Source organism: Saccharopolyspora sp. ASAGF58 (genome assembly GCF_012277335.1).
GTDB lineage: Bacteria > Actinomycetota > Actinomycetes > Mycobacteriales > Pseudonocardiaceae > Saccharopolyspora > Saccharopolyspora hattusasensis.
In genome coordinates, this window is the sequence record NZ_CP040605.1 from 6,397,667 (window position 1) to 6,416,400 (window position 18,734).

19 protein-coding genes are annotated in these 18,734 nt (G+C 69.2%); 8 read left to right on the top strand and 11 right to left on the bottom strand.

The window, feature by feature from the left end; genetic code table 11:
• Positions 1-96 precede the first annotated feature (96 nt).
• The 3 genes from FDZ84_RS29900 to FDZ84_RS29910 all read right to left on the bottom strand — a co-directional run bounded on the left by FDZ84_RS29900 (position 97) and on the right by FDZ84_RS29910 (position 3,652).
• The gene (locus FDZ84_RS29900; RefSeq protein WP_168588592.1) at positions 97-1,770 is read right to left on the bottom strand and encodes a hypothetical protein; all 1,674 of its coding nucleotides are present in this window, start codon (positions 1,768-1,770) and stop codon (positions 97-99) included.
• A 13-nt stretch (positions 1,771-1,783) separates the two neighbouring features.
• On the bottom strand, positions 1,784-3,214 hold the full coding sequence (locus FDZ84_RS29905) for an NF041680 family putative transposase (protein WP_210435628.1): 1,431 nt from the start codon (positions 3,212-3,214) through the stop codon (positions 1,784-1,786).
• A 276-nt stretch (positions 3,215-3,490) separates the two neighbouring features.
• Entirely contained in the window at positions 3,491-3,652 is a 162-nt protein-coding gene (locus FDZ84_RS29910; RefSeq protein ID WP_168588593.1) for a hypothetical protein, read from the bottom strand.
• 178 nt (positions 3,653-3,830) lie between these two features.
• Here FDZ84_RS29910 and FDZ84_RS29915 point away from each other — a divergent pair, with 178 nt between their 5' ends.
• From FDZ84_RS29915 to FDZ84_RS29930, 4 genes are all read left to right on the top strand, one after another.
• Complete coding sequence (locus FDZ84_RS29915) at positions 3,831-4,634, top strand: alpha/beta fold hydrolase (RefSeq protein ID WP_371812704.1); 804 nt, start codon at positions 3,831-3,833, stop codon at positions 4,632-4,634.
• A 74-nt stretch (positions 4,635-4,708) separates the two neighbouring features.
• Positions 4,709-5,158 (top strand): DUF3574 domain-containing protein, encoded by a 450-nt coding sequence (locus FDZ84_RS29920; protein WP_168588595.1) that lies wholly within the window; start codon positions 4,709-4,711, stop codon positions 5,156-5,158.
• A gap of 142 nt (positions 5,159-5,300) precedes the next feature.
• Positions 5,301-6,119, top strand: a complete 819-nt coding sequence (locus tag FDZ84_RS29925) for an APH(3'') family aminoglycoside O-phosphotransferase (RefSeq protein WP_168588596.1) — start codon at positions 5,301-5,303, stop codon at positions 6,117-6,119.
• 179 nt (positions 6,120-6,298) lie between these two features.
• A complete protein-coding gene (locus FDZ84_RS29930; RefSeq protein ID WP_168588597.1) occupies positions 6,299-7,342 on the top strand; it encodes a 2,3-butanediol dehydrogenase in 1,044 nt (347 codons plus the stop codon).
• A gap of 198 nt (positions 7,343-7,540) precedes the next feature.
• Here FDZ84_RS29930 and FDZ84_RS29935 read toward each other — a convergent pair whose 3' ends face one another.
• The 4 genes from FDZ84_RS29935 to FDZ84_RS29950 form a co-directional block, all read right to left on the bottom strand.
• Positions 7,541-7,786, bottom strand: coding sequence for a hypothetical protein (locus tag FDZ84_RS29935; protein ID WP_168588598.1), 246 nt, complete (start codon positions 7,784-7,786; stop codon positions 7,541-7,543).
• Between the two features lie 80 nt (positions 7,787-7,866).
• Positions 7,867-8,712 (bottom strand): endonuclease/exonuclease/phosphatase family protein, encoded by an 846-nt coding sequence (locus FDZ84_RS29940; protein WP_246868533.1) that lies wholly within the window; start codon positions 8,710-8,712, stop codon positions 7,867-7,869.
• A gap of 186 nt (positions 8,713-8,898) precedes the next feature.
• Positions 8,899-9,207: a hypothetical protein gene (locus tag FDZ84_RS29945; protein ID WP_168588600.1), complete on the bottom strand. Its 309-nt coding sequence runs from the start codon at positions 9,205-9,207 to the stop codon at positions 8,899-8,901.
• A 682-nt stretch (positions 9,208-9,889) separates the two neighbouring features.
• A complete protein-coding gene (locus tag FDZ84_RS29950; protein WP_168588601.1) occupies positions 9,890-11,410 on the bottom strand; it encodes a molybdopterin-dependent oxidoreductase in 1,521 nt (506 codons plus the stop codon).
• A 137-nt stretch (positions 11,411-11,547) separates the two neighbouring features.
• On the opposite strand from FDZ84_RS29950, the gene FDZ84_RS29955 reads away from it, so the two are divergent.
• Positions 11,548-12,612, top strand: a complete 1,065-nt coding sequence (locus tag FDZ84_RS29955; protein ID WP_168588602.1) for an NAD(P)-dependent oxidoreductase — start codon at positions 11,548-11,550, stop codon at positions 12,610-12,612.
• On the opposite strand, the gene FDZ84_RS41150 is transcribed toward FDZ84_RS29955, so the two are convergent.
• Entirely contained in the window at positions 12,574-12,861 is a 288-nt protein-coding gene (locus tag FDZ84_RS41150) for an ATP-binding protein (protein ID WP_371812705.1), read from the bottom strand. The two genes, FDZ84_RS29955 and FDZ84_RS41150, sit on opposite strands and share 39 nt — an antisense overlap.
• Positions 12,750-14,075 carry a hypothetical protein gene (locus FDZ84_RS29965; RefSeq protein ID WP_210435207.1) on the bottom strand — a complete coding sequence of 442 codons (1,326 nt, stop codon included), beginning with the start codon at positions 14,073-14,075 and terminating at the stop codon, positions 12,750-12,752. Before FDZ84_RS29965 ends, FDZ84_RS41150 begins: the two co-directional genes overlap by 112 nt.
• A gap of 152 nt (positions 14,076-14,227) precedes the next feature.
• Between FDZ84_RS29965 and FDZ84_RS29970 the strand changes: the two genes are divergently transcribed.
• The 3 genes from FDZ84_RS29970 (at position 14,228) to FDZ84_RS29980 (ending at position 16,196) form a co-directional block, all read left to right on the top strand.
• Positions 14,228-14,872 (top strand): glycosyltransferase family 2 protein, encoded by a 645-nt coding sequence (locus FDZ84_RS29970; protein WP_168590446.1) that lies wholly within the window; start codon positions 14,228-14,230, stop codon positions 14,870-14,872.
• A complete protein-coding gene (locus FDZ84_RS29975) occupies positions 14,866-15,552 on the top strand; it encodes a DUF2064 domain-containing protein (RefSeq protein WP_371812926.1) in 687 nt (228 codons plus the stop codon). The genes FDZ84_RS29970 and FDZ84_RS29975 overlap by 7 nt, the downstream gene beginning before the upstream one ends.
• A gap of 260 nt (positions 15,553-15,812) precedes the next feature.
• On the top strand, positions 15,813-16,196 hold the full coding sequence (locus tag FDZ84_RS29980) for a TraR/DksA C4-type zinc finger protein (RefSeq protein WP_168588604.1): 384 nt from the start codon (positions 15,813-15,815) through the stop codon (positions 16,194-16,196).
• A gap of 83 nt (positions 16,197-16,279) precedes the next feature.
• On the opposite strand, the gene FDZ84_RS29985 is transcribed toward FDZ84_RS29980, so the two are convergent.
• Positions 16,280-17,353, bottom strand: coding sequence for a hybrid-cluster NAD(P)-dependent oxidoreductase (locus FDZ84_RS29985; protein ID WP_168588605.1), 1,074 nt, complete (start codon positions 17,351-17,353; stop codon positions 16,280-16,282).
• Complete coding sequence (locus FDZ84_RS29990) at positions 17,350-18,606, bottom strand: aromatic ring-hydroxylating dioxygenase subunit alpha (RefSeq protein ID WP_210435208.1); 1,257 nt, start codon at positions 18,604-18,606, stop codon at positions 17,350-17,352. The genes FDZ84_RS29985 and FDZ84_RS29990 overlap by 4 nt, the downstream gene beginning before the upstream one ends.
• Positions 18,607-18,734: the final 128 nt, after the last annotated feature.

An 18,734-nucleotide genomic window follows, 5' to 3' on the forward strand; every position in this document is an offset into this window, starting at 1 on the left:
AAGCCTGCGACCAGTCCGTGTGCGAGCGTCGTTTAGTAGCGGTGGGGTGACTGGAGGTATGGCGGCGGGTTCGGTGGTGGCGGTGGTGAGACCGGCTCAGGCGGTAGCCGGTAGACCCGATGCTGCGGCGGAACTGGTCCTGGCACCAACGGGGGGCGAGCCGTTGAAGATTGCGTTGGCGGAGGCGGCTCGAGTGGCCGGTTGGAGAGCTCGCCAACCGGCGACCGAGTTGCCGATCCTGTTGAATCTTTCTCTCCACGCGGAGAGACCCTGTGCGGCGAACCCAGGGGAGGAATACAGCTTGCCGAGACGCTGCTGCAGGTCGGCCGCGCCGCTAGCGGATACGGCCGGCCTGCCGTGCAGCGGCACGGCAGAAGTCGAGGCTGGTGCCGACCGCGTCTGCGGCGGTTCGGAAACATCTCTCCACGAGCGTTGTGCTTTGGGAGGCTCGCACACCTGCTCGGGTTCATCGGGGAGGTCGCCGTCGGCGGCCTCTTCGAACTCCTTGACCTGTTGCGCATTCAGCATGCGAAGTGCCCGCAGCCGGCTCAGTTCGATCTGAGGGGTCCAATATGGACGCTTGCCTCGATACGCGGTGACCAAACCAGTGATCGACACCCACCGCCCCCTCAGCCCGGTCAGATCCGCGTCGTACTCCTGGCAGAGTTCCACGCAGGTGCGATCGAAGGCGATGATCGCGAAGTCTCCTCGTCGCCAGTCACCGAGGTTTATGAAGGCCATCTTGCCGTACGCGGTCTGCCATACGCGCGTATCGGTAACTTGCCCGAATGTGGTGACTTCGTCGCCCTGGCATGCGAGCAGCGTCTCGCGCTCGGCAGCCGGAACCGGCCGCGGAAGGTGGTAGTGGCTGCACGGCGTCCGGCCATTTCCGCGTGCGTTTCCCGTTCCTCGCAAGGTTTCCGGCACTGCGGCGAAATCGACCGTGCAGGCTACCCTGAGCCGCTGCAACCGGTCCGCGAGTGGGCCGATCTCGGCGAGGCCGGCGAAAACCTCGGACTCCTCTGGCCTGACTAAATCAGCTGCGCTGAAGAGCGGATTCTCACCGGTGTGGAACTTGTCCCAAAGGCCCGGCTCGTACTGGAGGGCCTCAAGCGACAGATCGATCACGAAAGTCGCGAACAGATCGATGGACTCGTCGTAGTGGTCCGCCCGATCTGGGTGTTGGTAGTTGCGATGGCCGCGCTCGGATGCGCCGAGTTCGCGAAGCGCTGGCAAGAACATCCCGTCGTAATCGACGAACCGTACTTGGTGGTCAGATCCCACCAGGATGTTGCCGTGCTGGAGGTCGCCGTGTGCCACGCCCGCTTTGCGCAGCGCGGCGACCGCTTCGCGGATGCGTCGCCGGGCGACGCCGAGCGCATCGGGTTCGTCGAAATAGTCATCGATCCAGTCGCTCTCCGTCCCAGATGGCGTCGGCGGTCGCCGACGCACCGGGACGAGTGCTGACGAGGGTGGGGAAACGCGAGAACAGGTCCGCTCTGTCGAGCGGTCCCGCCAGCAGCATCTCCGGCCCACGTAGGTGGAAGAAGCAGGAGTCCCGACCGCACGCACCTGGTAGTCAGACCTGCGGGTGGTGAGCCCGACGAAGGCTGCCGCCCCACCCTGCGGCAGCTTTTCCAGCGCCCACCACGGCAGGCCGGGCCGGGCAACCTGCTGCCACCATGACCGGCGCGGCCGGTCCAGAATGTCTGGCGCCAGCGGATCAACGCCTTCGTGGGTGAAGGCGTTGACGAGGATTTCGCTCCACACCTCAGCTTGTTGTTTAACCTTTGCGGTTTTGGTGCTGTTCGAGGGTGAGGTCGCGTTTGATGGTCTTGCCGACGTCGTGACGGGTGGCGCGGTGGGTGTTGCGGGAGCCGGTTGGGCGTCCGGGACCGGGTCGGGAGGGTTTCGGTGCGGCTGCCGGGGAACCGGTCTTCGCGTGGAGGTTGCGAAACCCCCGCCGGACGCGGGCGGGCGTCAGCCGACGGGCCTCGGTGACCGGTCTTTCCCAGGGCCGTCGAAGGTCTTCAGCGATGGGGCGGGCGAGGCGTAGTTGCGTGTGGGCGACCACGATGAGCCAGGTCCAGCGATCGGCCGAGCCGGGTGCCCGCAGTTTCGGGCGGGTCCACCCGAGGGTCTGCTTGAGCAGTCGGAAGGTGTGCTCGAGGTCGAATCGGCGGAGGAATGCCTGCCAGAGCAGATCAACCAACTCGGCGCTGGCGCCGGTGACCGAGGACCACAGCCACACCGGTTTGGGGTCCCGGTCTCCGGGCAGGTGGTCGACCTGTAAGCGGATCAGGGTGCCCTCGACGAGGGGTAGCTCGCCCTCATGGTCCAGCCAGGCACCGCGGTGGGTCAGGCGGGGGTGCAGCCGGTCCCAGGCCCGTGCCTGGGCGTGTCCATAGCGGGTGGTGTCGGTGCCGGTGGTGTGGTCGGGGGCATGCCAGCTGTTCTCCTCGGCGAGGGTGAACACGCCGCCGTGCTTGCGTGGCCGCCCGACGGTACCCGGCGGTCGGGGCGGTGCGGGCCGCAGCAGGACGCGGTCGGAGCGGATTCTGCCCACCAGCTCCACGGGCAGATCGGCGAGGACGAAGGCCAACCGGGTCACGTCGTAGCCGGCGTCGGTCACGATCAGGATGCGCGGATCGCCGGGCCGCCAGTGTCCGGCGTCCATGATCCGGCCCACGACCTCACGTAGCTGAGCGGCGGTGACCGCGGTGGCATCGTCGGCGGGCCCCAGCCGCACCGCATCCAGGATCGCCGTCCACGAGGTACGCCCCGTCTCCAGCGCGGCGACAAAGGAGTAGGGCCAGCCCGGGATGAGCTGCGAGGCGCTACGGGAGCGGCCATAGACATGGCAGAACAGCCGCTCGGGGCTGCACGCGGCGTCCGGGCGCAGCCAGGGCGAGACGTCCACGGCCAGGGTGATCCGCCCGTCAGCGGCACGCGGTAATGGCAGCCTGGCCAAGGTGGTGCGTAACCGGTCGACCTCGACGCGGCCGTGGTTGATCGCGTCGTAGCCGGCGCCATGCCCGCGCCGGTGCTCCGCGGCCAGGGACAGCTCGGCCAGGCTGGTGACCGGTCCATCGCTGCATAACACCGCGTCGGTCAGCTCGAACAACGCATCCGCCCGCCCGGTCAGACACTCGTAGAACCGTTGGCGGAACCCGGACAGCTCCCCGAGCGCATCAGCTTGGCCGGTGTCGTGCACACTCATCATCGAAGCCCTTGGTTGTGATCTTCCATCTGTCGCAAGAGGAATGATCAACCAAGGGCTTCATCTATGATCAACCGGGGCCCCACCACGGTGCTACCTGGTTAAACAACAAGCTCAGGGCGTGCCGAGGTCGACGCGCCGTCGGCCACCGCGAAACGGCCACTTCCCATCTCGCACGACACGCTGTCTTCGTTCTCCGCTGCGATCCGGCCACGCTTCGGCACGGTCTGCGCCGAAGCGTGGAGCCGCAGGCCCATGCCTGCCCGCAACCTACGACTCGCGACCGTCGGTGAGCTCCTTGAGCCCGGTCGGGGTCACGGCCCGGGTTCCGATGTCGAGGAACTCGACCACCATGTGGGCTTCGGCGTTGTAGACGAAGCCCCGTGCACCGGCCTTGACCTCGTAGCCGGCGACAGCCGTGGCCTCCAGCATCGTTGGCGGCAGCTCGCTGGAGATGTTGAATAGCGTTTTCGCGTAGACGTCGGGGAGTGCGGCCGTGTCGTTCGGCAGGACCGCGGATGGGGTGAGCCTGGCCGTTCTGCGACTTACGTGGACGGGATACGCTGTTTTCCCAGCTCGGATCCGCCCACCCGAGGTTGACCGGTGCGCCATGCTGGTTATTGCTGGGGAACATCGGTGTTGGAGGTGGGAAGTGCCTGCTGGGCTCGAAGAAGTCGGTCACGGGGATCACCCGGTCATCGCTTTGCACGGTTGGTTCGGCTCCGGGGCTGCTTGGCGGCCGTTGCAGCCGTACCTGGACGGCGCTCGTTTCCGGTACGTCTTCCCGGATTACCGCGGATACGGCTCGAGGATCGCCGAACCTGGTTCGCATACCCTGGAAGAGGCCGCCGGGGACGTGCTCGCGCTCGCCGACGAATTCGGCTTCGACCGATTCTCGCTGGTCGGCCACTCGATGGGCGGTGCGGTGATGCAGCGCGTCCTGGCGGATGCACCTGAACGGGTTCGGGCCCTGGTGGGGGTTTCGCCGGTGCCGGCCAGCGGCGGGGAGTTGGACGAAGACGGCTGGGCGCTGTTCTCCGGTGCGGTCACCGAAGCCGGGAACCGCCGGGCCATCGTCGACTTCACGACCGGCAACCGGCTGACCGGGGTGTGGCTGGACGCGGTGGTGCGCCACTCGCTGGACACCTCCGATCCGCAGGCCTTCGGCGACTACCTGGTGGCGTGGGGCAAGTCCGACTTCCACGGCGAGATCCAGGGCAGCGAACTGCCGGTCAAGGTCATCGTCGGCGAGCACGATCCGGCGCTCGGCGAGTCGAGGATGCGCGCGACATTCGAGCAGTGGTATCCGAGCTGCGAGATAGAGGTGTTGCGCAACGCGGGCCACTACGCGATCGACGAAACCCCGATCGCCCTCGCCACCAGCATCGAAACCTTCCTGGCGGGGGTCGAGTAGTCGCGGTGCGTGGATGCATCCGGGTCGATATTCTCCTGCGGACACGTGTATCCACTGTGGATGGAGAGACCCGGATGATCAAGTCGCCTGTTCGCCTGACCGCCGCGGTGCTGGCTGCTGGGCTCATCGGAGTGGGTGGCCCCGTGGCCTACGGCGCCCTCGCCGAGGAGACGCCGGCCGAGCGGGCGGTCGGCGCGGCGTACCTGGAGACCAGCCTGCTCTTCGGCACCGCCATGCCCGGTGGAGGGGAGCCGGTGTCCGACGAGCAGTTCCACGTGTTCGTCGACGAGGTCGTCACGCCGCAGTTCCCGGCCGGGCTGACGGTGCAGGACGGGTATGGGCAGTACCGGGACTCGCACGGCGTGATCGAGCGGGAACGCTCCTTCGAACTGACCCTGCTCTACCCGGCCGGTGAGCACGACGTCAACGACCCGAAGATCGAGCAGATCCGCAAGGAGTACAAGAAGCGCTTCGCCCAGGAATCGGTGGCTCGCATCGACGACCACACCGCCGTCGACTTCTGAGGCCCGGCCGCTGTAACAGCGGAGTTCGTGGTGGCAGACATCGCGGATCCCGGTGACTGCGTCGGGCCGCTCCGGGGCTTCGGTACAACGGTGTCGAGGAGGCGGCGATGAGGCGCTGCCGGGTGCCGATACAGTCGGGCATATGTCTGGTTCGCCGGTTCCGACTCCCGCTGTCCTCCTCGCCAACCGGGCCGACCGCGAGTGGCAGCCGGTCCTGGGCGGGGAGTCGGGCGCCAGCACCTTCCGGTCTTCGGACGGCTCGTGCTTCGCCAAGTGCGTCGCGATCGATCAGGTGGCGGAGCTGCAGCAGGAGCGCGACCGGGCCGAATGGCTGTGCGCCAACGGCATCCCGGGCCCCACCGTCCTCGACTGGCACGCCGATGACGCGGGCGCATGCCTCGTGACCAGGGTGGTGGCAGGCGTGTCCGCGGATGCGGTTCCCGCCGTGACTCTCGCCCGGGCATGGGAATCGATCTCGGAGGCCGTGCGGCGGCTGCACGACCTGCCCGCCGAAACCTGCCAGTTCTCGCGGGATCTGGCGCAGATGTTCGCGACCGCGCAGGACGTCGTCGCGCGCGGCGCGGTCAGTCCCGGCTTCCTGCCGGTGGAGCAGCAGGGGACGGAGCCCGTGCTGCTGCTCTCACGCTTGGCCCCGCAGCTGGAGCAGCGCCTCGAGCAGGAGGCTGCGGAATCCGTCGTTTGCCACGGAGACCTGTGCCTGCCCAACATCATCCTCGACCCGGGCACACTGGACGTCGCGGGCTTCATCGACCTCGGCCGGCTCGGCACGGCCGACCCGTACGCCGACATCTCGCTGCTGCTCGCCAACGCCCGGGAAACCTGGCCGGGCGAAGCCGAAGCCCGTGTCGCGGACGAGGCCTTCGCCCGGCGGTACGGGATCGAGCTCGACGAGGACCGGAGACGGTTCTACCTGCACCTCGACCCGCTGACCTGGGGGTGAGCCGGAACACCCGGCGGGCCCGGTCGACGCCCTCGTAGCACTGCAGCCGACCAGGCGAGCCTCGTCGGCGGTGACCCGAACGTCTTGCAACGGTTGCCCGGGCAGCGCGGAGGGAGTGTGCTGGAGGAGAGGCCACGGAGCCTTCTGGAGGGGCGGCAACGGAGCCTTCTGGAGGAGACATGCGTGCAGCTGTATACCGAGGCCGCGAGGACGTCGTAGTGCAGGACGTGGCGGAGCCCTCGTGCTCGTACGGGCAGGTCAAGGTGAAAGTCGAGCACAACGGGATCTGCGGAAGCGACCTGCACGAGTACTACGCTGGGCCGATCTTCGTGCCGACCGAACCGCATCCGCTGACCGGGCAGCAGCTGCCGCTGACGTTGGGGCACGAGTTCGCCGGGACGGTCGTGGAGGTGGGGGAGGGCGTCCAGGACATCTCCGTCGGTGACCACGTGGCGATCGAGCCGGTGTACCGCTGCGGCGAGTGCCCGCCGTGCCGCAGCGGGCACTACAACATCTGCCAGCAGATCGGCTTCCACGGGCTGATGGCCTCCGGTGGCATGGCCGAGTACACCGTGGTGCCCGCATCTATGGCGCACCGGCTCCCGGAGTCGATCAGCCCGGAGCTCGGCGCGCTGGTCGAGCCGATGTCGGTGGCCTACCACGCGGTGCGCCTCAGCGAGGCGCGCGACGGGGACACCGCCGTGGTCTTCGGCGCGGGGCCGATCGGCATCGGTGCCTGGTTCGCCCTGCGCGGGCTGGGCGTCGAGGACATCACCATCGTCGAACCATCGCCGGTGCGCCGCGACGCAATCTCCACGTTGGGCGCCACCGACGTGATCGATCCGACCGCGACCGACCCGGTGCGGCACGTCCTGCAGCGCACCGGAGGGCGGGGTGTCGACGCTGCGTTCGACGCTGCGGGCGTGGAAAGTAGTGTCGCTGCTGGCCTTTCCTGCCTGGGTGCCCGCAAGCGGCTGATCGCGGTGGCGATCTACGAGCATCCGCTGACCACGAACCTGCTTGAACTCGTCATGCGCGAGGCCATGGTGCAGGGCTCGCTGTGCTACACCTCCGACGACTACCGTGCGGTGATCGACCTGATGGCCCGCGGCCACTACGACACCACCGGATGGGTCACCCACGTCCCGATCGACCAGGTCGTCGAGGAGGGCTTCGCGGCGCTGCGCGCCGGCCGGAAGATGAAGGTCCTGGTCGACCCGTGAGCCCCCGCCCAATGGGTCGTTCTGAGCCACCAGGCGACGAGGCAGCCGAGCCAGATCGCGATCATGCCGTCGACGTTGCGCAGCGCGGCCTTCTGGTCAGCATGCCGACCACCCGGCGGCCGAGTGGCCAAGTGCACCGTCGAACTGCTCCACGCGCTCACGCGGGGCCACCGGCCGTCGCGCGGTGACGGCTTGCGGTCAGTCGAGTTGTTCGGCCCCCGGTTCAGTGAGCTCGGCGGCCACCACGTCTCCTGGCTCGCCGGGCACGGCCGGGCGTACGAGACCTTGGTGCACGAGCCAGTGGGCGGTCTGCTGGTCGCAGAACGCCATGCCATCGATGTACAGGTCCGGCTCGCAGCTGTAGGTGACTTGAACGCGGCCTGCGGCGACCGCCCGCAAGGTGGCGCGTTCCCGGTTGTTGAGCTCTACACGCACGTCGGGCATGTCCCCCAAACCCCCTCCCGACGTCATCGGCGTTCGCCGAGTGTTCCAGCGGTGCGGCCGGTCGGACAGGGCGGAAAGACCTATCTCGTGATGGTCACGACCACGGGTCGGTGGTCCGACGCTCGCGTGTCGGGTACTTCGGCGCGGGTTGCGCGCAACTGCCCGGCGAAGGTCACATAGTCGATCCGGTTCTGCGGCGCCGATGCGGGGTAGGTCAGGCCGCCGTCCGGTCCGTTCGTGGCGGCCCAGCCGTCCCGCATGCGGGCCAGCAGCGGTGCCAGCTCCGGGGCGCCGGGGTCGGCGTTGAAGTCGCCGAGCAGGAGCTGCCGGGAGCCGGGCGGGTCCTGGTCCAGGACGCGGATCGTCTCGTCGGCCTGGGTCCGCCGGACAGCCGGGTCGGGCCGGTAGTCGAGGTGGGTCGCGTAGACGTGCGTCGGGCCCCCTGGGGTGGCGAGGACTGTCTCGGCGAAGCCCGGCATCGGTTTCGGCACCGGAGCGGGGTCCACCGTGGAAAGCCGGGTGATCCAGTGGTTCTCGGTGCGGATGATGGGGAACCGGCTGAGCACCGCGACGCCGTACCGGCGGCGCTCGGTGTGCCCGGGCTCCGGGTCCAGGTCGTAGATCGGCGCGAAGAACGCGTGCATCCCGGTCAGCCGGGCCAGCTGCTCGGCCTGGTCGGCGTAGCCGCTGCGCGCCGACCAGTGCACGTCGACCTCCTGCAGGCCGACCACGTCCGCCCCGTTGCGGGTGATCACGTCCGCGGTGCGCGCCAGGTCGAGCCGTCCGTCGGTCCCGATCCCGGTGTGAATGTTGAAGTCGAGGACGTCGAGGTCGTGGCCGGGTGCCGCCTGCGCCGCCTGCGGCAGTAGCGCGATCACGGCGGTGGCGAGGGCGATCACGACATTGGTCCGGCGAGAAGCGGTCACAACTCCGGCAGCATACGAGCCCCCGATGACGGTGTCGTGGACTTCGCCTCGCCGATACCTAGCGAGTGCTGACATCGTGGTCGGAGTCGTGACGGAGTTTCGCCGTCCGCCGCCGAGGAAGCGCATGTCGGTCGCCGGGCTTGGTTCGGTGCGTGTTAGTGCTCCCCGGGGAGGGAAGTCCTTATTTCACTCCTGGACACCAATCCAGTTGATGTACCACTGCCAGTTGTTGATTACGTCGGAAACGCTGAGCTTCTGACCGTCCGACCGCAGGATGTAGACCTTGAAACTGGTTGCGGTCGGCGAGTAGACCGAAGCGGCGCCGCCGCCGGCGATCCACATGTTCCCGCCGGGGCCGCTCAACGAGATCGTGTAAGTGGGCGTTTCCGTGAATTTCGCGCTGGTGGTGTCGACGAGCAGCGTGACACCGTTTCCGTGTTCCTGCCAACCGGATCCTGGCTGCGTCGACCCTGCCCCGATGCGAATGCTGGGCATGACTGCACTCCCTTTCCCCGTTGAAGGGCAACATTTCCGCCAAATATGCTGCAAAGGCGTTCGTTCCGGACGTTCCCGGAACGGTAAAAGGTTGACACGAATCGACGACGGCCAATATCTGCCAGCGGAATGACTGACTTCCACCGCAGAGTGACATCGAGACGTGATCAACCAGATCGGCCCGCGCACGCGCGCGTATCGAATTTCGGACACCAACACAACCGCCGCCCGCCTGTCCTCGATAAACCGAGAGGTCGACCTTCAGGAAAAGTGCCAAGACGGTCAGGATCAGCACGAGACAAACCAGCAGTAGATTACCGAGAATGAGCGGATCCCGCGCCGAAATTCGGTTCATGCAATCTTTCCGGCCAACCGCCAGGACATGAGAAGAACCCGGCGACGGGGTGAAATCGGCTCATCGAGCGCGGAACCCGAAAAACGGCGCGGAAGACGTGTCGACAATCGAGGCCACAGCGCACCGGCACCGTCGCGACCAGGCGGCAACGGAACGTGGTCGGCAGCTGTGACCTGGCCACTGCCGACCTGATCAACGGCCACCGGGCGGATGCGATGTGCTGCTGAACCAGCGTCGAACTACGGCGGTGAGCCGCGGCTCAGTCGGTGATGAGGCGCTTGGCGTCCGCCAGCTCAGCGCTGCCCCGGGAGCTCCTGGGGCAGCAGGTCAACTGGTGCAGGTGAACTCCACGGCGTGCCAGCCGGTTGCGCCGTCCGGGACGACCGGGCGGCGCTCCGGCGTCTGCGTCCTGCCGGTCCGGTCGGTGGCGCGGCATTCCACGACGTGACCACCGGGCGGGAGGTCCAGGGTGGCGCGCCACATCCGCCAGGTGTCCCGGCTCACGTCGGTGGCGAGTTCGGCGGGCTGCCACCGGCCGCCGTCGGCGCGGGCCTCGACCCGGTCGATGCCGGTGTGCTGGGCCCAGGCGATGCCGGCCACCGTGACCGGCCCGGCGGGCACCACCGACCCTGCCCTCGGGCGGTCGATGCGGGACTCGGTCTTGATCGGCGCTTGCCGGGCCCAGCCCCGCCGCTCCCAGTAGTGCTGCCGGTCGAAGGTGGTGACCTCGGCGTCGACCAGCCACTTGGTCGCCGACACGTAGCCGTACAGCCCGGGAACGACCATGCGGACCGGAAAACCGTGCTCGGTGGGCAGCGGTTCGCCGTTCATGTTGACGGCGAGCAGCGCGCCCCGGTCCGGTTCGAGCAGGACGTCCAGCGGCGTGCCTGCGGTGTAGCCGTCGACGCTGGTGGTGAACAGCTGCTGCGCTCCTGGCCGAACCCCGGCCTCCAGCAGGAGATCACGCACCGGCACGCCGACGAACGTGGCCGTGGAGATCAGTCCCCCGCCGACCTCGTTGGACACGCAGGTGATCGTGATCGTGCGGGCTTCGACCCGGCGCTGCAGCAGTTCGTCGTAGCTCAGCACCAGTGCCCGTCGCACCAGGCCGTGCAGCCGGAGCCGCCAGTCCTCGGCGCGGACCTGCGGCACTACCAGCGCGGTGTCGATCCGGTAGAAGTCCCGGTTCGAGGTCAGGAACGTTGGTGTGCCGGAGGCGACGAAGTCGGCGCCGGGCGGGATGGGCGGCACTGAGACCTTCGGGATGCGGGCGGCTGCCGCGAGCTGCGAGGAGATCACGCCCGCGCCCCGTTGCAGGAACCCGCCGACGATTCCGGCCGCGCCCGCGGCGAGCACCACCAGCGACGAGGTGATCAGGAACCGCCGACGGCCCGCGTCCACCTCGGCCGGGGCTTCACCGGCCATCTCCGCGGTGTGGTGCAGCAACCAGAACACGACGACCCCGACCACCAATGACGTCAGCGCTGCCGCCACGCCGTCGCTGGGGCGGGACATCGCGGCGGCCACTCCGATGAGCCCGAACAGGCCGATCACGATCGCCCCCGGCCACCAGCGCCGCCGGGACAGCAGCCCGGCGACCGCTGCCAGCAGCGCGATCACGAGCACCATCCCGGTCTGCAGCGCCAGCTTGTCGGCGGTGCCGAACAGCGAGATCGCGAGTTCCTTCACCGGGTCGGGTGTCAGGTCGATGAGCGCGCCGCCCACCGCCACGAACGGTGACGGGCCGCCGGCCAGGCCTGCCGCGAGGTGTCCCGCGCCAAGCGCGGCGCCCGTGGCGAGCAGGCCGGCCACGGCGGCGCGCAGCCGGGGAATCGGTACCGAGGTCATGCTTCCCATTCGACGCCGCCCGCCCCGCATTTGCGACCGGCCGAAAGGCTTCGTAAGACAACGGCAAGATCTGACGGAACAATGACGTCGAGGCGCTCGGCGAGCCGGTCGGCGCCGATCGCACTTACCTTCGGGGCGTGCGAATTCTGGTAACCGGCGGGGCCGGGTTCATCGGATCGGCCGTCGCCGACGCAGCAGCCGACCGCGGGCACGAAGTCGTGCTGCTCGACGCGTTCCTGCCTCAGGCGCACGGGATCGAGCCCCGGTCGCGCCACCGGATGGTGCGCGGCGACGTGCGGGAGTTCGACGTGGTGCGCGGGCTGCTCGATGGGGTGGATGTCGTGTGCCACCAGGCCGCGATGGTCGGCCACGGCGTCGACCCGTCCGACATGCCCGACTACGCCTCGCACAACGATTTCGGCACCGCGGTGCTGCTCGCCGCGATGCACGATGCAGGGGTGCGTCGCCTGGTGCTGGCTTCTTCGATGGTCGTCTACGGGGAGGGGCGCTACCGCTGCCCGCGGCACGCGCTGGTCCGGCCCGCTCCGCGACGCGCGGACGACATCGCCGCCGGGCAGTTCGAGCCGCGATGCACTGCCTGCGGTACGCCGCTGGCGCCCGAACTGGTGCCGGAGGACGCGGCGCTCGACCCGCGCAGCACCTACGCCGCGACCAAGCTCGCCCAGGAACACCTCGCGGCGGCATGGGCCCGGCAGACCGGTGGCGGCGTGTGGGCCCTGCGCTACCACAACGTCTACGGGCCGTGGATGCCCAGCGGAACGCCGTACGCGGGCGTCGCATCGCTGTTCCGCTCGGCCCTGCACGACGGCGAAGCTCCGGTCGTGCTGGAAGACGGCCGCCAGCGGCGGGACTTTGTGCACGTCGCCGACGTCGCCGCGGCCAACGTGGCGGCGGTGGAAACCGAGCCGCCGACAGGCGGTCCGGACGCGCTCAACATCTGCTCCGGCCGGCCGCACACGATCGGCGAACTCGCGGTCGAGCTCGCGCGGGCCTGCGGCGGGCCGGCACCGCGCGTCGTGGGCGGTGCGCGGCCCAACGACGTGCGCCACATTGTCGCCGATCCAGCGAAGGCGGCGCGGGTACTGGGGTTCCGGGCGTCGGTCGATTTCGCCGAGGGCGTGGAGGCTTTCGCGAACGCCCCGCTACGCCATTCCGCCGCGGTCGGCGGGGGCGAGCGGTAGCCGGACCTCGAAGCGGCAGCCAGGCCCGTCGTTGCGGGCGGCGATCGTGCCGTGGTGCGCCTGCACCAGACCTCGTGCGATCGCCAGGCCGAGCCCGGCGCCCGCCTCGTCCCGCCTCGGCCTCGTGCTCCATCCGCTCACCAATTCGTCGCGATCAGGTGGTTCACAGCCAGCGCGGTCAGCGCCTGCCCGGCCAGCCACCAGCGGTGGTGCCGGGCGGGCAGGAGCGCGGCCCCGACAGCGAACCACACCGCGAACGGCAGCCAGATCCGCTCCACTTCGGCCTTGCTCAGCCCCGAGACGTCGGCAGCCAGGACCGCCACCGCGGCGGCCAACACCAGCCACGCCGCCGCGCCCCGGTCCAGGATGGCGCGCCGGACGGCCACTGCCGCCAGCGGGCCAGCCGAAATCAGCAGCGCGGCGAGGTTACCGCCTACCCAGTAACCGTACGGTCGCTGAGCGAAATCTCCCTGCTGGTAGCGCTGGATGACCAGGTGATAGCCATCGAGCCACCAGAACCCGTGGAGCGCGAACGCGGCGACGACACCAGCGGTGCCCACCGACGCGAGGAGTACCGCACGAATCCCACGAGTTCTCAGCAGCACCACGCACACGAGCGGGAACATCAGCACCAGGCCGTAGTTCACGAACAGCCCGAATCCGAGCAGGACACCGGCGAACACCGCAGTCGCCCAGGCATCCGGACCGGTCCGGACGGACGCGACGGCCAGCAGCGCCACTCCGGTGGCCACGATGCCGGCGAACATCCAGTCGGCGGAAACCCCGGCCCACACCGCGCCCGGGAACAGGACCGCGAACGGCACGACGGCCCGCGCCGCGGTCGCCCCGGCCAGGGCCCGCACGGTGACCGGTACCGCGACCACCGCGAGCGTGCCGACCAGCACTGTCACGACCGCGGCCCACGCGCCGCCGCCGAGGCCGATCCGGTCCAGCCACACGTAGCACAGCAGGACTCCCGGCGGGTGTCCGGAGACGTGCACCGTCCAGGAATCAGGCCGTCCGGCCAGGATGTGTTCGGTGAAGGAACCGAGCATCGCACCGATGTCGGTGACTCGCGGGACGTCGTGCAGGTACTCGGTCCAGTCGGTGAGTCGTCCGGCGATGCCGTCCTGCCAGCCGTCGATCAGCGCCAGCGAGAACGTCCAGCACAACGCGGCGAGGTATCCGGCCGCCAGCAGACTCCTCCAGGGCAGGCGCGCGGCCAGCGGCGGTCCCCAAGCGATGGCGACGCCCGCGGTGGCCACCGCGAGAGGTGTGCCAGGACCGATGCGGGGTAGCCAGAACCCGAACAGCGGTGCCGCGTCTGCGTGCAGCGGAAAGCCCGCATCGTTGAGCAGGGCACCGGCGACCGCGGCTGCCGCGGTGCCGGCGACTGCGACGACGAACGCGATCAGATCGGCGCGCGCCGACTGGATTCCGGGGCGCTGGGGGAGGAGCCGCACCCCTGCGAAGGTAATCCCGCCGGGCCTGTCGGCCAACTCGGCGGTGCGGTCCGTCAGAACATCGTAAGAACTTCTCGGACGTAATGATTCCTTAAGCCTGGCTTGAGTTTCCGAGTCGTCCGCTCTGGGTTTCACTGGTTGCCGTGGACGATGTGGACGTCGTGCTGCCGTGCTTGGACGAAGCGGCCGCGCTGCCCGGAGTGCTTGCTGCTATGCCGCCCGGCTTCCGGCCGCTGGTGGTGGACAACGGTTCCACCGATAGCTCCGCAGAGGTCGCGGCGGCGCACGGTGCGGTCGTGGTTCGGGAGCCCCGGCGCGGTTACGGCTCCGCCGTGCACGCCGGGTTGATGGCGGCGACCGCGGAATTCGTCTGCTTCCTGGACTGCGACGGCTCGTTGGACCCGGGTGTGCTGCCGTCGCTGGTCGCTCTGGTGCGTCAGGGGAATGCGGAACTGGCGGTCGGGCGGCGGGTTCCGGTGTCGGCCGAGGCCTGGCCGTGGCATGCGAGGGTGGGCAACGCGGTGATCGCCGGGTTGCTGCGGCGTCGGGGCTTGCCGGTCCACGACATCGCCCCGATTCGTGCCGCCAGGCGAACCGACCTGCTGCGGCTGGCGGTAGCCGACCGCGCGTTCGGCTACCCGCTCGAACTGCTGTGCAAGGCGGGGGAGGCGGACTGGCGAGTGCGGGAACTGGACGTCGTGTACCGGCCCCGCGCGTCGGGAACCCGGTCGAAGGTATCCGGCTCGGTGCTTGGCACGGTCCGCGCGGTCCGCGACATGGCCGGGGCGCTCTGGTGACCCCGACCGCGCTCCTCGTGGTGGCGAAGGCTCCCGTGCCGGGCCTGGTCAAGACCCGGTTGTGCCCGCCTGCGACGCATGCCGAAGCGGCCCGCATAGCCGCCGCGAGCCTGTTGGACACAGTGGACGCTGTGCGGCGCACTCCCGGCGTCCGGCCAGTAGTCGCCCTGGCCGGGGATCTGGCGGAGGCCACCTGCTCGGCTGAGCTGCGCAACGCGCTGCGCGGATGGACGGTGCTCGGTCAACGTGGCGATCGTTTCCCCGCGCGGTTGGCCGCCGCGCACGCCGACACCGCCGCCGCGCATCCCGGCTTTTCGATCGTGCAGATCGGGATGGACACACCGCAGGTGACACCCGAGCTGCTCGCCGCGGCGTCCGAAGCGCTCGACAGCGCGGACGCGGCGCTCGGCCCGGCCGAAGATGGCGGCTGGTGGGTGGCGGGATTCCGGTCGGCCGCCGATGCGCAACTCCTGCGCGGGGTTCCCACGTCTCGTTCCGACACAGGTGTGCGAACCTTGGCCACGCTGCGTGCCGCAGGTCTGCGCGTGGCCGCACTGCCGCGGCTGACCGATGTGGACACCATGGAGGCCGCGGTCCGCGTCGCGGGTCTGGTGCCGAATTCGCGATTCGTCGCGAGCTTGCCGGCCCCGTCGACGTACCGGAACGTCGCCGACGGGTAACGCGGGGAGAACGGCCGTGCCGGTGTCCGGGACAATGTTGCCGCCACCCGTGCGGGCGTTGATGATCAACCGGTACAGCGCATGACCTCAGCCGGTCGCATGACAGGCCGGATGCGATGATCGCTTCGTTGCTGCAGCCGCCAGCAGCACGGACGACGACGCCGACGTGCGGATCCTGCGGTCGGCGGACGCGGTAATCGAGCCCCGGGAAACGCGTGAACCGGCGGAATAGCCGACCGAGTGGCGGCGTTCACCTCGTTATGAGCAAGCGGGTGCCGCAGGACGCGCCGTCCCCGCTCGAACCGCGGACGGCGAGGGAATTGCTGGCCGAGGAGCGCGCCGGTGCGATGGCGCGCATCGAGGCCTTGGAACGCCACCTGGAGTCCATCGGCGAGGTGTCGACGTGGACCGGCACCGATGACGAGCACGACCCCGAGGGTGCGACCCTCGCGTACGAGCGGGCCCAGGTGCAGGGCCTGCTCGCGGACGTCCGGCGGGAGCTCGACGAGCTGGAGCGGGCCACCGCGCGGTTGGACAAGGGCACCTACGGCAGCTGCCAGCGCTGCGGGAAGCCTATCGCGCCGGAGCGCTTGGAGGCGCTACCTGCGGCGACGACCTGCATTGCTTGCGCAACCCGCCGCTGAACACCTTCCGAGCTCGCGACGGCAGTACGGGAGAAGGTGCGGCGGAGTGCTCACGGTCCGGAGCAGCGCGGAACCGGCGGTCCTCAGGCGTCGATGACCAGGTCCTCCAACGGTTTGGAGCAGCAGAGGAGGATCTTCTGCTCGGCTCGGTCGCGGGGACGGATGCCCCCGTTGTGCTGCATGTCGACGGAGCCCTTGAGCAGCGTCGCTTTGCAGGTGCCGCACATGCCCTGCCCGCAGGACGACGGCAGGCTGATGCCCGACCGCGCGGCGGCGTTGAGCACGGACGTGCCGGCGGCGCACTCGATGGTCAGCCCGCTGCGGGCGAGCTCCACCGAGAAGGATTCGTCCACACCGGGCACCGCACGCTCCGGCTCGGGCGGGGTGATCGTGAAGCTCTCCTGGTGGTAGTGGTCCATGGGGAAACCGGCTTCGGCGAGCATCAGCCGCACGGCTGTCATGTAGCCCGCCGGGCCGCAGACGAACGCTTCGCGGTCGAGGAAGTCCGGGGCGATCTGCCGCAGCACGTCGGTGGTCAGGCGCCCGCGATGCCCGTCCCACCGCTCGGTCGGCCCGTCTGCCTCGCAGATGTGGCTGACCCGGATCCGCTCCGAGGTCGCCGCCAAGAACGCCAACTCCTGCCGGAAGACGATGTCATCCGGGGTGCGGGCGCTGTGCGCGAAAACCACGTCGACCGGGGACGCCAGGTCGTGCAGCGTCCTGGTCATCGACATGAGGGGAGTCACGCCGCTGCCGCCGGAGAGAAAGAGGTACTTGTCCGCCGGGTGGCGGACCATCGCGAACTCGCCGAGCGGTCCCCGCGCCCGCAGCACCGCGCCGGGTGTCATGTGGTCGTGCAGCCAGTTCGAGACGGGCCCGCCGGGAACCCGCTTCACGGTGATCGACACGAGGTGCGGACGCGTCGGTGGGGAGGAGATCGTGTAGCACCGCTCGATCTCCCGCCCGTCGATCTCGACCGCGACGACGAGGTGCTGCCCCGGGTCGTGGCGGAACAGCCGGGGCTCGGCGGGTTCGAGGACGAACGTTGCGACGTCGCTGGTGATCTGCTGGACCTGCTTGCAGACCAACTGCTGATCCGCCGCGTCATCCCAGTCGCGGTGGCCGGCCAGGGACCGGAAGGCTGGCGCGCCGTTCATCGCGTCAGGTGCGCTCGGAGGCGGGTGATGTACCAGTTGCAGAACGCCTCGACCTGGTACTCGGTGGGGGCGTATGGCCCGGGCTCGTACGCCGGGCTGCCGACCCCGCGCTGCGCTCGGGCGACGAGCTCCGCATCCTGGTCGTTCGTGGCAGTCCAGACCGCGAGGAGCTCGTCCGGGTCGTAGTCCACGCCGGCCTCCGCATCCGGGTGCACCAGCCAGGTGGTGCGCAGCAGCGTCCGGTCCGCGGCCAGCGGTAGCACGGCGAAGGTGATCGCGTGGTCGCTGACGAAGTGGAACCAGGAGTTGGGCTGCAGGTGCAGCGCCAGGTGGCCGAGGCGGGGCGTCGGGAAGTCGCCGAGCAGCGGTCGGCACGCGGCTTTGCCGTCCGCGGTGAAGGATTCACCGGCGAGGTTGAGCGCGTCGCGCTGGATCCGGAACCCGGTGACGCGGGTGTCCAGTTCCTCGATCAGCTCGTACGGCAGCCCGAGGCGCTGGCAGGTCTGGCGCAGCTCGGCGTCCACCCGCAGGTAGCGCTCGTGCACGGGGCGAAGCCGCGGCGGGAGGTTCTCCTCGGTGTAGCCGTAGGTCGGGAAGAAGGAGCGCAGCAGCTCGGGATGGCCGTCGCAGTGGTAGCACTCCCGGTTGTTCTCCATCACCAGCTTCCAGTTGCCCTCCTCGACGAGGTCGACCTGCGCCGCGACCTTTGCGCCGCGCAACTGGTGCGGCAGCAGGTAGGGCTCGATTCGCGCGGCGACGTCGGGGAAGTCGCTAGGCGGCTGTTCTGCGAGGCAGACGAACACGAGCCCGGCGACGCTGCGGACGTGCACCGGCTTGAGGCCGAAGCAGCTGGGGTCGAAGCCCTGCGGCTGGGACGGCGCGTGCAGCAGCGTGCCGTCGGTGCCGTAGGTCCACTTGTGGTATCCGCAGACGATGTTCCCGACCGATCCGCGTTCTTGCTCCAGGATCCGTGCGCCGCGGTGCCGGCAGATGTTGTGGAACGACCGGAGGTTCTCGTCGTCGTCGCGCACGACGACGATCGAGTACGGCCCGAGCGCGATGGTGACGTAGTCGCCGGGTTCGGGGAGTTCGGCCTCGGTCGCCACGAAGATCCAGTGCTCGGCGAAGATCGCCGCGACGTCGAGGTCGAAGAACTCCGGACTGGTGTAGAAAGGCGCTTCCAGGCTGCGCCCGACGGCCCGGCGATCGATCAGTTCCGCCGGTGTTGCCGCGATGTCTGGGAGTACAGTCACTTCTACTCCTCACGAATTCCGTTCGGGTTGAAGAGCACGCGCTGCCGGAGACCGGCACACCGCAAGCGTGGGGCTCGAACGGCCGGCGGACAATCAAACGTTCATGCAAAGGATCGTGCAAACTGGTT

What these genes read in the sequence shown, in the direction of transcription:
- FDZ84_RS29925 (WP_168588596.1), top strand. Translation starts at nt 5,301, where the DNA reads ATGTCTGGTTCGCCGGTTCCGACTCCCGCTGTCCTCCTCGCCAACCGG.
- FDZ84_RS29950 (WP_168588601.1), bottom strand. Translation starts at nt 11,410, where the DNA reads ATGACCTCGGTACCGATTCCCCGGCTGCGCGCCGCCGTGGCCGGCCTG.
- FDZ84_RS29910 (WP_168588593.1), bottom strand. Translation starts at nt 3,652, where the DNA reads ATGCTGGAGGCCACGGCTGTCGCCGGCTACGAGGTCAAGGCCGGTGCA.
- FDZ84_RS29935 (WP_168588598.1), bottom strand. Translation starts at nt 7,786, where the DNA reads ATGCCCGACGTGCGTGTAGAGCTCAACAACCGGGAACGCGCCACCTTG.
- FDZ84_RS29930 (WP_168588597.1), top strand. Translation starts at nt 6,299, where the DNA reads ATGCGTGCAGCTGTATACCGAGGCCGCGAGGACGTCGTAGTGCAGGAC.
- FDZ84_RS29980 (WP_168588604.1), top strand. Translation starts at nt 15,813, where the DNA reads ATGAGCAAGCGGGTGCCGCAGGACGCGCCGTCCCCGCTCGAACCGCGG.
- FDZ84_RS29985 (WP_168588605.1), bottom strand. Translation starts at nt 17,353, where the DNA reads ATGAACGGCGCGCCAGCCTTCCGGTCCCTGGCCGGCCACCGCGACTGG.
- FDZ84_RS29920 (WP_168588595.1), top strand. Translation starts at nt 4,709, where the DNA reads ATGATCAAGTCGCCTGTTCGCCTGACCGCCGCGGTGCTGGCTGCTGGG.
- FDZ84_RS29915 (WP_371812704.1), top strand. Translation starts at nt 3,831, where the DNA reads ATGCTGGTTATTGCTGGGGAACATCGGTGTTGGAGGTGGGAAGTGCCT.
- FDZ84_RS29945 (WP_168588600.1), bottom strand. Translation starts at nt 9,207, where the DNA reads ATGCCCAGCATTCGCATCGGGGCAGGGTCGACGCAGCCAGGATCCGGT.